General features: G+C 63.1%; 9 protein-coding genes and 2 tRNA genes. 8 read left to right on the forward strand and 3 right to left on the reverse strand.

Annotated elements, in window-relative coordinates:
- Positions 1 to 275 precede the first annotated feature (275 nt).
- The 6 genes from dnaN (at position 276) to ACT9TC_RS08840 (ending at position 8,292) form a co-directional block, all read left to right on the forward strand.
- Complete coding sequence (gene dnaN / locus ACT9TC_RS08815) at positions 276 to 1,424, forward strand: DNA polymerase III subunit beta (RefSeq protein ID WP_458040161.1); 1,149 nt, start codon at positions 276 to 278, stop codon at positions 1,422 to 1,424.
- A 1-nt stretch (position 1,425) separates the two neighbouring features.
- Positions 1,426 to 2,604: a DNA replication/repair protein RecF gene (gene recF, locus ACT9TC_RS08820; protein WP_458040162.1), complete on the forward strand. Its 1,179-nt coding sequence runs from the start codon at positions 1,426 to 1,428 to the stop codon at positions 2,602 to 2,604.
- 16 nt (positions 2,605 to 2,620) lie between these two features.
- On the forward strand, positions 2,621 to 3,112 hold the full coding sequence (locus ACT9TC_RS08825; protein WP_458040163.1) for a DUF721 domain-containing protein: 492 nt from the start codon (positions 2,621 to 2,623) through the stop codon (positions 3,110 to 3,112).
- A 122-nt stretch (positions 3,113 to 3,234) separates the two neighbouring features.
- Entirely contained in the window at positions 3,235 to 5,262 is a 2,028-nt protein-coding gene (gyrB, locus tag ACT9TC_RS08830) for a DNA topoisomerase (ATP-hydrolyzing) subunit B (RefSeq protein ID WP_458040164.1), read from the forward strand.
- 49 nt (positions 5,263 to 5,311) lie between these two features.
- Positions 5,312 to 7,891, forward strand: coding sequence for a DNA gyrase subunit A (gene gyrA, locus ACT9TC_RS08835; RefSeq protein ID WP_458040165.1), 2,580 nt, complete (start codon positions 5,312 to 5,314; stop codon positions 7,889 to 7,891).
- Positions 7,888 to 8,292 carry a DUF3566 domain-containing protein gene (locus ACT9TC_RS08840; RefSeq protein WP_458040166.1) on the forward strand — a complete coding sequence of 135 codons (405 nt, stop codon included), beginning with the start codon at positions 7,888 to 7,890 and terminating at the stop codon, positions 8,290 to 8,292. Before gyrA ends, ACT9TC_RS08840 begins: the two co-directional genes overlap by 4 nt.
- A gap of 1 nt (position 8,293) precedes the next feature.
- On the opposite strand, the gene ACT9TC_RS08845 is transcribed toward ACT9TC_RS08840, so the two are convergent.
- Positions 8,294 to 9,016, reverse strand: coding sequence for a VIT1/CCC1 transporter family protein (locus tag ACT9TC_RS08845; protein ID WP_458040167.1), 723 nt, complete (start codon positions 9,014 to 9,016; stop codon positions 8,294 to 8,296).
- Between the two features lie 89 nt (positions 9,017 to 9,105).
- On the opposite strand from ACT9TC_RS08845, the gene ACT9TC_RS08850 reads away from it, so the two are divergent.
- A tRNA-Ile gene (locus ACT9TC_RS08850) sits at positions 9,106 to 9,182 on the forward strand.
- Between the two features lie 11 nt (positions 9,183 to 9,193).
- Positions 9,194 to 9,266 (forward strand) — tRNA-Ala (locus ACT9TC_RS08855).
- Positions 9,267 to 9,351: 85 nt separating this feature from the next.
- On the opposite strand, the gene ACT9TC_RS08860 is transcribed toward ACT9TC_RS08855, so the two are convergent.
- Both ACT9TC_RS08860 and ACT9TC_RS08865 read right to left on the reverse strand, forming a co-directional pair.
- Positions 9,352 to 10,287, reverse strand: coding sequence for a NotI family restriction endonuclease (locus ACT9TC_RS08860; RefSeq protein ID WP_458040168.1), 936 nt, complete (start codon positions 10,285 to 10,287; stop codon positions 9,352 to 9,354).
- 1 nt (position 10,288) lies between these two features.
- On the reverse strand, positions 10,289 to 11,494 hold the full coding sequence (locus ACT9TC_RS08865) for a DNA cytosine methyltransferase (protein ID WP_458040169.1): 1,206 nt from the start codon (positions 11,492 to 11,494) through the stop codon (positions 10,289 to 10,291).
- Positions 11,495 to 11,685: the final 191 nt, after the last annotated feature.

Raw genomic sequence — 11,685 nt, forward strand, 5'->3', positions numbered from 1 at the left:
TCCGCAGCTCGTCCACAACTCACACGCGTGTAGTTCCGTACTCTCGACAGGCAACGCCCGAGTTATCCACATGATCCACAGGCGTTAACACCATCAACTACTTCTTCTTCTGAGAGATCGATTCCCCTCACCTTTACGGCGCAGGCTGTGGAACGAACGACGACTCACGACATCGATGACCCGGCACTAGCATGGGTAAGCCCAGACCTGGGACGACAAAACCTCCACAGGACAAACCTCCACAGGACAAACCTCCACAGGACAAAGGAGTGACCGTGAAGTTCCACGTGAATCGCGATGTCTTCAGCGACGCGGTCTCTTTCGTCGTGAAGCTGCTCCCGCAGCGCAACCCTCAGCCGATCCTGGCCGGAGTCCTGATCGAGGCCGGTCCTGAGGGTCTCTCCCTGTCCGCGTTCGACTACGAGGCCTCCGCGCGCACGGTCATCGAGGCGACCGTCGACAGTCCGGGCACGATCCTCGTTCACGGTCGTCTGCTGTCGGAGATCGCGAACCGCCTCCCCAGCGCACCGATCCAGGTCGTCGTCGACGAAGACGGCGGAATCGTCCTGAGTTGTGGTTCGGCACGCTTCACCCTTCCCGGCATGCCGGTCCAGGAGTACCCCGCGATTCCCGAAGTTACCGCCGAGCCGGGACTTGTACCGGCCGAGGACTTCGCGACCGCCATCGCTCAGGTCGCATTCGCCGCCTCACGTGATGATGTGACTCCGGTGCTGACGGGTGTGCAGCTCGAAGTCTCGGGAACGACACTGAGCCTCGTCGCGACCGACCGATACCGCGTCGCATTGCGTGAAATCCCGTGGGATGGTGCTGCAGCGCTGGAAGGCGAGGCGTCCGCGCTCGTTCCGGCACGCACCCTGCAGGAAGTGGGCAAGACCTTTGCGCATGGCGGCGACATCCGCATCGCCTTCTCGGGCTCGGGGGATCGCGAGATCATCGCGTTCTCGTCGGGTGACCGTACTGTCACCTCTCTGCTCATCAAGGGGAACTTCCCGCCCGTTCGTCGGCTCTTCCCGGACCAAAATGCGCACCACGCCGTGGTCAACACGGGCGAACTCATGGAAGCCGTGCGGCGCATGCAGATCGTGCTCGACCGTTCTGCTCCTCTCCGGTTCACGTTCTCGTCGGAAGGCGTGACGATGGATGCTTCGGGTGGCGATCAGGCGCGGGCATCCGAGTCGGTCGACGCGCACCTCGACGGTGAAGATGTCGTTCTCGGTCTCAACCCGCAGTACCTTCTCGAGGCGCTGACGGCGGTACGCAGTGAGTTCGTCCGCATCACGTTCACGTCGTCCGATAACGCCAACAAGTTGAGCCCGGTGCTGATCACAAGTCAGACGTCGGTCGACAAAGCGGGAGCCGACACCTTCAAGTACCTCCTGCAACCGAATCTGCTGCTGCGCTGACGTGATCGTCGAGCACGTCAGCCTGGTCGATTTCCGCAACTACGCGAGCGCGGATGTTGCACTGGTCGCGGGACCCAATTTGTTCGTCGGTCGGAACGGACAGGGCAAGACCAACCTTGCCGAGGCGATCGCTTACGTCGCCACCCTGGGTTCGCACCGCGTCTCGGGCGACCAGGCACTCGTTCGAGCGGGCGCAGAATCCGCCATTTTGCGGATCCGTGTCGCGCACGCCGAGCGCAGCGTCCAGCTCGAGGCTCAGCTGAATCGGACCGGACGCAATCGAGCGCGGGTGAACGGCGTCGATGTTCGCCCGGCCGAACTTCCGCGCTATGCGCAGGTCGTCGTCTTCGCCCCGGAAGACTTGGGCATCGTGCGCGGAGATCCTTCGGCCCGACGCCGATTCGCGGACCAACTGCTCGTGCAGCGTTCCCCGAGGATGGCCGGGGTCCTTTCGGACTACGACCGGGTCCTGCGGCAGCGGGGGGCTCTCCTGAAGTCCGCGCGGGCCCGAGGCATCCGTGGGGACGCGCTCTCGACCCTGGAGGTCTGGGATGACAAGCTCGTCGCGCTCGGCTCGGAGATCATCGACGCGCGTCAGGTTCTTGCGAACGAACTCGCGGCACCGATCGAGGCGGCCTATGCCGCAATTGCCGGCGAAGATCACCACCCGGAGCTCGAGTGGGCTCTGTCGGTCCGCGGCGCGGACCCCGAAGACGGCGACGAAGCCGGAAGCGCGGCGCCGATCGGGGCAACAGCGGAACTCTTCCGCGAGGCGTTGGCCCAGAAACGCACCGCTGAGTTGGAGCGAGGGCTCACGCTGGTGGGGCCGCATCGCGACGACCTCCGTCTGAGTATCCGCGGTCTGCCGGTCAAGGGTTACGCGTCGCACGGGGAGTCGTGGTCGGTCGCGCTCGCCCTGCGGCTTGCATCGGCACAGCTCCTGCGCGCCGAGTCGCGCAGCGGAGATCCTGTGCTGATCCTCGATGACGTTTTTGCAGAGCTCGATGCTCAGCGGCGCGCCCGACTGTCGGACCTCACGGCTCAGTTCGAACAGGTCATCGTGACAGCGGCGGTGTGGGAGGACGTCCCCGAGGCCCTTCGACGACGGACGGTCCGGATCGAGAACGGGCGCATCGTTCCCGAGCCCTCCGGTAAGCCGGACGAGGCACCCGGTGTCTGAGGACGAATCTCCCGCAGTGGCGGAGGAGACGGTCGATGCTCCTTCACTGACGGTCGCGACGTATCTGCGGCTGCGAGGGATCGCGGCGCCTCGGTCGCGGAAGCGTCGCAGGTTCCGGGATGCCGAGGGCGAGAACGTCCCGTTCGCGCCGGGACGCGATCCGCACGGTCTCGGGGATGTCATGGCCGACCTCACCCGCGAGGCCGGGTGGAATACGCACCTGGCGAGCGAGGACGTGCTGCGTCGCTGGGCGGATGTCGCCGGTTCTCAGACCGCGGAACACGCTCGCCCTGTCTCGCTCGAGGGCGGAATCATGACGGTTCAGTGTGATTCGACGGCATGGGCACGGCAGCTCTCGAGTCTGCGCGCCGACATCCTCACGCGCATCATCCGCGAGCACCCCGACGCGGGTATCACAGCGGTCCGCTTTGTGGGGCCGGACGTTCCCTCGTGGAAATGGGGCCCCAGGACTATTCCAGGGCGCGGTCCTCGCGATACCTACGGCTGAATGAGCATTTGGGGTGCCGTAGGTGATTTCCTCCCCGGAGAGAGGCGTGTGATGCGAAATATCGGTCCTCGCTCCGATAGACTGGAACCGACGACTTTCCCTATTTGGAGCGCTTCTTCTCTATGACTTCTGACTCATTCGATGGCGCTCAATCCGGCAGCAACACCGCCCCCGAACCTCACGCGTACGGCGCGGACGAGATTCAGGTCCTCGAAGGGCTCGAAGCGGTACGCAAGCGCCCCGGCATGTATATCGGTTCGACGGGTCCTCGAGGTCTGCATCACCTGGTGTACGAGATCGTCGACAACTCCGTCGACGAGGCATTGGCCGGTTACTGCGACACGATCGACGTCACGATCCTGCCCGACGGTGCGGTCCGCGTGATCGACAACGGTCGAGGCATCCCCGTCGATATCCACCGCACCGAAGGAAAGTCGACCGTCGAGGTCGTCCTGACCGTTCTGCACGCGGGTGGCAAGTTCGGCGGAGGCGGATACGCGGTGTCCGGCGGTCTGCACGGTGTCGGATCGTCCGTCGTCAACGCGCTTTCGTCGCGCCTCGAGGTTGAAGTTCGCCGTCAGGGCTATGTCTGGCGGCAGTCCTATGGCGGGGGTGGCGTGCCCAAGGCTCCACTCGAACGCGCGGAAGAGAGCTCCGAAACAGGAACGACGATCACGTTCTGGCCGGACGAGACCATTTTCGAGACGGTCGACTTCGATTACGACACTCTCCGCACCCGGTTCCAGCAGATGGCGTTCCTGAACAAGGGCCTGCGTATCGACCTGCACGACGAGCGTCCCGAAAAGGCATACGACGAAGAGGTCGAGGGACAGCTGGTTCTGCAGCAGCCGACCGATAGCTTCCTCTACGAGCGCGGCCTCGTCGACTACGTCGAGTACCTCAACAGGGCGCGCAAGGCCGAAGCGGTCAACGATGTCATCATCGACTTCGAGTCCGAGGCCCCGGATAAGAAGATCGCCATGGAGATGGCGATGCAGTGGACGACGAGCTACACCGAGAACGTCTTCACCTATGCGAACACCATCAACACGCATGAGGGCGGTACGCACGAAGAGGGTTTCCGCGCCGCTCTGACAACGCTCGTGAACAAGTACGCCCGAGCGAACAACCTTCTCAAGGAGAAGGACGAGAACCTGTCGGGCGATGACGTCCGCGAGGGTCTCACCGCCGTCATCTCGGTCAAGCTCTCCGAGCCGCAGTTCGAGGGTCAGACGAAGACCAAGCTCGGTAACACCGAGGCGAAGGCATTCGTCCAGAAGGTCGTCGGCGACCAGCTCGGCGATTGGTTCGACCGCAACCCGACGCAGGCGAAGAACATCATCCGCAAGGCGATCGACGCCGCCACCGCGCGACTTGCCGCTCGCAAGGCCCGCGAGACCGCGCGACGCAAGAGCGTGTTCGAGTCGGCCTCGATGCCCGACAAGCTGAAGGATTGCACGAGCAAGGATCCCTCGATCAGCGAGATCTTCCTGGTGGAGGGTGACTCAGCCGGCGGTTCCGCCGTCCAGGGACGCGACCCGCACACGCAGGCGATCCTCGCGCTCCGGGGAAAGATCCTGAACGTCGAACGCGCGCGTATCGACCGTGCTCTCGGCAATAACGAGATCCAGGCGATGATCCAGGCCTTCGGCACGGGTATCGGCGAAGAGTTCGACATCGGCAAGTCCCGGTATCACAAGGTCGTTTTGATGGCCGATGCCGATGTGGACGGTCAGCACATCACGACGCTGCTGCTGACCCTGTTGTTCCGCTACATGCGTGGACTCATCGAGGCGGGTTACGTCTATCTCGCGCAGCCGCCGTTGTATCGCCTGAAGTGGTCGAACTCGGCGCACGAGTACGTCTACAGCGACCGTGAACGTGACGCGTTGCTGACCGCCGGCCTTGCCGCGGGCAAGCGGATCCCGAAGGACAACGCGATCCAGCGCTACAAGGGTCTCGGTGAGATGAATGACAAGGAGCTCTGGGAGACCACGATGGACCCCCAGACCCGCACGCTCCTGCAGGTGACGATCGAGGATGCCGCGGCCGCCGACGAGATCTTCTCGACCCTGATGGGCGAGGACGTCGAATCCCGGCGCACGTTCATTCAGCGGAACGCTAAGGATGTCCGTTTCCTCGACATCTAGGTCCGACACCGGATCCCGACGAACCTGACGCACACGAAGAGAAGACGCCATGACTGACGAAGACCGCCCCGACGCCACGCCCGCGCACGATCACGGACGAATCGACCAGGTCGACCTGCAGTCCGAGATGCAGCGCAGCTATCTCGACTACGCGATGGCCGTCATCGTCGGGCGTGCGTTGCCCGACGTGCGCGATGGACTAAAGCCCGTGCACCGTCGTGTGATCTACGGCATGTACGACGGCGGCTTCCGTCCCGACAAGGGCTTCTCGAAGTGCGCCCGCGTCGTGGGCGAGGTCATGGGCCAGTACCACCCGCACGGTGACTCGCCGATCTACGATGCGCTCGTGCGTCTCGTCCAGCCGTGGTCGCTGCGCTACCCGCTCGCCGACGGTCAGGGCAACTTCGGCTCGCCCGGCAACATGGGTGCGGCCGCCCCTCGGTACACCGAGACCAAGATGGCGACGCTCGCGCTCGAGATGGTGCGCGACATCGAAGAAGAGACCGTCGACTTCACCGATAATTACGACGGTCGCACGCAAGAACCGACGGTTCTGCCCGCGCGCTTCCCGAACCTGCTGGTCAACGGTTCCGTGGGCATCGCGGTCGGCATGGCGACCAACATCCCGCCACACAACCTCCGTGAGGTCGCCGATGGTGTGCTGTGGTCGCTCGAGAATCCGGATGCGTCGCGCGAAGAGCTGCTCGAAGCCCTGATTCAGCGGGTACACGGACCCGACTTCCCGACCGGCGCGCAGATTCTGGGTGTCCGAGGCATCCACGAGGCGTACCGCACAGGACGCGGGTCGATCACGATGCGCGCCGTCGTCTCGGTCGAAGAGATCCAGGGCCGTACGTGCCTGGTCATCACCGAGCTGCCGTACCAGGTGAACCCCGACAACCTGGCGATCAAGATCCGCGACCTGGCCCGCGACGGCAAGATCTCAGGCATCGCCGACATCCGCGACGAGACCTCTGGCCGCACCGGTCAGCGTCTCGTCATCGTGCTCAAGCGCGACGCGGTCGCGAAGGTCGTGCTGAACAACCTCTACAAGCACACGCAGCTGCAGGAGAACTTCGGCGCGAACATGCTCGCGATCGTCGACGGCGTGCCGCGCACGCTCTCGCTCGACGCGTTCGTCTCGCTCTGGATCTCGCACCAGATCGAGGTCATCGTCCGCCGCACGACCTATCGCCTGCGCAAGGCCGAAGAGCGCATGCATATCCTGCGCGCGTACCTCAAGGCGCTCGACGCGCTCGACGAGGTCATCGCACTCATCCGTCGTTCGCCATCGGCCGACGACGCGCGTGTGGGGCTGCAGAAACTCCTCGACATCGACGATCTGCAGGCTCGTGCGATCCTCGAGCTTCAGCTGCGACGCCTCGCCGCGCTCGAGCGCCAAGCGATCATCGACGAGGCCGAGAAGATCACCGCGCAGATCGTCGACTTCCAGGACATCCTGGCCAGCCCCGTGCGTCAGCGCACGATCGTCCGCGATGAACTCACGGAGATCGTCGCGAAGCACGGCGACGACCGTCGCACCGAAATCCTGATGGGCTTCGATGGCGATATGTCGATGGAAGACCTCATCCCCGAAGAGGAGATGGTGGTCACCGTCACGCGCGACGGATACATCAAGCGCACGCGCAGCGACAACTATCGCGCGCAGCATCGCGGTGGCAAGGGTGTCAAGGGTGCGCAGTTGCGCGCAGACGATGTCGTCGAGCACTTCTTCGTCACCACGACCCACCACTGGCTGCTGTTCTTCACGAACCGCGGCCGCGTGTATCGGGCCAAAGCGTACGAGCTCCCCGAGGCCGGACGCGACGCAAAGGGTCAGCACGTCGCCAACCTGTTGGCGCTGCAGCCGGGCGAAGAAATCGCGCAGGTGCTCGACATCCGCGACTACAGCGTCGCGACCCACCTGGTGCTGGCCACGCGCGGTGGGCTGGTGAAGAAGACGCGTCTGACCGAGTACGACACGAACCGCCAGGGTGGCATCATCGCGATCAGCCTGCGCGAGGGAGACGAGCTCGAGAGCGCCCTGTTGGTCGAGGCGGACGACGACATTTTGCTCATCTCGCGTCACGGCATGTCATTGCGATTCACCGCGGATGACGATGCACTGCGACCCATGGGCCGCTCGACCGCCGGGGTCAAGGGCATGTCGTTCCGCGGGGACGACAGTCTGTTGTCGGCGAGTGTCGCCCCGCAGAACGGCGGAGCTGCCGGTCACTACGTCTTCGTCGTGACCGACGGGGGCTATGCCAAGCGCACCGCGGTCGCCGAATATCGCGGTCAATCACGCGGCGGACTCGGCATCAAGGTAGCCAAGTTGAGCGACGATCGGGGTGTGCTCGCGGGCGGCTTGATCGTCGGCGAGGATGACGAGGTCTTGGTGGTTCTTGCCAGCGGCAAGGTGGTACGCTCCTCCGTGGCCGAGGTGCCTGCCAAGGGTCGCAACACGATGGGAGTCGTGTTCGCGCGTCCTGGCGACGACGACCGGATCATCGCGATCGCCCGTAACGGGGAGAGGAGCGTCGACGTGGAGCAGCCGGTCGAACCCATCCCCACCGATATCGCGGAGTCGACACCCGTTACGCCCACGGAAGAGAGTTCTGACGCATGAGCACCGTTGCCGACAAGCTGGCCAAGAAGTCGAGCCGACAGGGAAGCTCCAAACAGGTCCGTCTGCGACTCGTCTACATCGACTTCTGGTCTGCCGTGAAGCTGTCGTTCCTCGCTGCGGTCGCGATCGCCATCGTGACCGTGGTGTCGTTCTTCCTGATCTTCATGGTCGTGCAGACGACGGGCCTGATCGGACAGTTCGATGAGTTCTTCCAGAGCTTCTCCGAGAACGGCGTCGGGATCTCCGATCTCGTAGGTCTGCCGCAGGTCATGGCTTTCGCCGCCGTGGTTGCGATCCTCAACCTGATCGTCGTCACGGTGCTGGGCGCGGTGGTCGCGGGTATCTACAACCTCGCGGTCAAGATCACGGGTGGCTTGCTCGTCGGATTCACCTCGAACTGATTCAGACGGCTCCCGTCGTTCCCAGCAAGGATCCGATCAGCCAGGTCACCGCGAGGGCAAGCGATCCACCGACGACGAGTCGCACGATCGCTCTGCCGCGCTTGGACCCGCCCAGGGCGGCAGATATCCAGCCCGTTACGACGAGGGCGACGAGGACGGCCGCAAACGTCACCGGCACGCGCCAGCCGACGGGTGGCAGCAGAATCGCCAGAAGCGGGAGCAATGCTCCTACGGTGAAGGCGACCGCGGACGACAGTGCGGCCTGCCACGGGCTCACGAGGTCGTCCTGATCGAGGTGTAGTTCGATCTCCAGGTGCGCCGCGAGGGCATCGTGGTTGGTCAGTTCTCGCGCCACTTGCCGGGCAGTCTGATCCGTGATCCCCCGCGAACGATAGAGCCCCACGAGTTCTTCGAACTCCTCCTCCGGCATGTCGCGCAGCTCGGCCGATTCTTTTGCGATCAGCGCCCGCTCACTGTCTCGCTGACTGCTCACCGAGACGTACTCGCCGAGCGCCATCGAGATCGCTCCACCGACGAGGCCCGCGATTCCGGCGACGAGGAGAGCGGATGAATCGGTTGTGGCACCGGCGACACCCACCACGAGCGAGGCGACCGAGATGATGCCGTCATTGGCGCCGAGGACTCCGGCACGCAGCCAATTGAGGCGCTGGCCGATACCGCCCGCGTGTGCTTCGCCGACGTGACCGGCTGCCTCATCTGTCATGGCCTCAGTCAATCGCTTCGACACGCAAACGACAATGCCACCCGCGATTCGCGCCAAGCGCGTGGGTCGGGTAAAGTCTTGGAGGTTGCGGGGCTATAGCTCAGGCGGTTAGAGCGCTTCACTGATAATGAAGAGGTCCCAGGTTCAAGTCCTGGTAGCCCCACCAATCCGTCCCGCGGGGCCTTAGCTCAGTTGGTAGAGCGCCTGCTTTGCAAGCAGGATGTCAGGAGTTCGATTCTCCTAGGCTCCACATAGTTGGCAGCGAGTCAGCGCCTCAGATTTCTTTCATTTCGACAAGGTCTGACGTGGATCGATGATCTGAGTTCCGCGTTGCGTTAGACGAACGGAAGTATCGTCGAAGAGCCAGAATCGAGTGCAGTCTCGATCGCCGTCATGTAGACGTTTTCGTCAGGCAAGGTCACGTTGTTGAAAGCCTCCTGAACCTTGTAGACCGTGGTCGAGCGCTCCCTGTCAGGCTTGAGTGGCAGCGGCGTTCCGTCGTTGACGGGCACGAATATGTCCAGGTCGTAGGCCAGGAAGGTGATTGACGCAGGCTGAAGCGCGTAGCGCACCAGGCCGTCTGCGCCGCCCAGCCGGCGCATGATGCGGTCGTACACCGGGGTCGGGCATACGAAGAACAAGCCCTTACGGCAGAGTTCCTCGCGCTGGAGAATCTGCCCCTTGTAGATCAGCTGCGGAAGGATCCGCTTGTTGACGTTCTCCCAGTTGAGCCCGACCGACGACTGGGCGATGTCCCGCTCGTCGGTGAGCAAAGCCGCGCGGCTAGCCCGATAGTTACCGGTGGTGTCGATCGTCTGGACCTCGATCGCGACGAACTCAACGAGGGTTCCCTCTCCATCCAGTAGAGCAAGGATCCAATCAACGAAGTACGAATTAATCCCGTCCTTCTGCGGTAGGCGGAGCTCCCCACCCCACCGCTTTCCAAACACAGCCACGGTTGCCTGGCCTGCCTCCCGCGCATCCGAGACCGCCTTCCGACCGGGACTCAGTGGGAGACCGGGGGTAAACGCGCGGTCGGCTACGTCCCGAAGGATCCTGTAGTCATCCGCGTACAGACGGATTGGGCAGCAGATAACAGGGGCGGAGGTGACTGGCTTAATGGAACATGCACCGGAAACGAGTCCGTCGCTGAGAGTTTTCTCGCAACGCTCGCCAAGGAAAGGACAATGAAGACGGTGTGCGGCGGCGGCGGCCTCGGCTGAACGGTCTCCGGCGCGATAACCAAATATTTCGTAGACCGTTCCAGCCAAATCACACCGCCCGGTGTAGTTCTGCGCGATTCACGCCGAGTGCTGCCGACACAGACTGCCCGACCGCCACGGCCAAGAGCGGCGGCACCGCATTCCCCACCTGCTCGTACTGGTCTACTCGAGATCCGGTGAAGCGATAGGTGTCGGGAAATGACTGGATACGAGCGGCCTCGCGCACAGTGAACGCACGGTCTTGCTCATAGTGGAAATACGCCCCCCAGTGCGGGTCGCATTTCGTAAGAATGGTCGATGCGAGCCCATCGGGGTGAACTCGCCCGTAGCGTTTGGTGTGGTCAGAACGGCGTGCGTCCTTCATCCCCTTCGGCAGCAGCTCGAACGGAATATCCGTCCAGTTGCCCCCCTGTGGGATGTGCGCGAGTCGATCCAGATTGATCCTCGTCAGCCTCGCCGCTTCGTGATTGTGGACTCCATCGCTTCCTCCGCGCAGCGCTCGCTGGTAGTCGTTGGTTGCGTCCGTCCGGTACGGCTTGATCGCTTCGCCCGCTTCGCCGTTCGACAGCACCGGCAGATCGTCGATAGCCTGTCGAACCGAAGTGAAAGAGGGCAACTCGACTGATTTCGCAAGTGCGACGATGTTGCGCCCATCGAAGCGAGATGTGAAGTTGACCCGCATGGGCGCGTGCCGAACCGGGTCGGGGAATGCAGTGATCGCCTCGGTTCCGTCGCGCAGCGCAAGAACGACAGTGCGCCACCTCATCTGCGGGACTCCGTAGTGCGGCGCGTACAGTATCTGAACGTCCGCTTGGTAGCCCAGGTCTTTGAGTGATTCGAGAATAGCCGCGAGCGTAGCGCCGCCTTCGAATGAAACAAGGCCGGGAACGTTCTCGATCAGGACGGCCCGGGGTTCGAACTCTTCGACAAACCTCAAGTACTCCTTGAACAGATGGTTTCGACGATCATCAGTAGAGCGAGTGGGTGCGTTGATGGAAAAACCTTGGCACGGCGGTCCACCTGCCATCAGGTCGAGCTCCCCCTTTTTCAGGCCGAGCGATTTGCGGATCCGGCCCGCGTCGACGGCGCGGATGTCGCGGCTGTCCACTGTCGCTTCAGGATGATTGAGGGCAAACGTCGCAGCATAAGTAGGGATCAACTCGTTCGCATACAGTGTATGAAAACCTGCTTCGCTCAGACCCTCCGAGAGCCCTCCGGCCCCAGCGAAAAGGTCGACCATCGTGAGTTCGGACATGCGTGATCCCCTTCGTTACTTGAGAGTACGGGCCAAAGATCTCGTGAGGCGTAACGTCTAGAGCGTGTCCACCTTTGGGGATGAGATCCTGGCCAAACCAGTACGGCTAACTTACTGGGCAGGACCGACATTGACGTGACTATCCGTCCATTCAGGGTACTGAACTGCAGTCTGCACTGTTTCCGATCGGA

The organism is Microbacterium sp. HM-570, assembly GCF_054165885.1.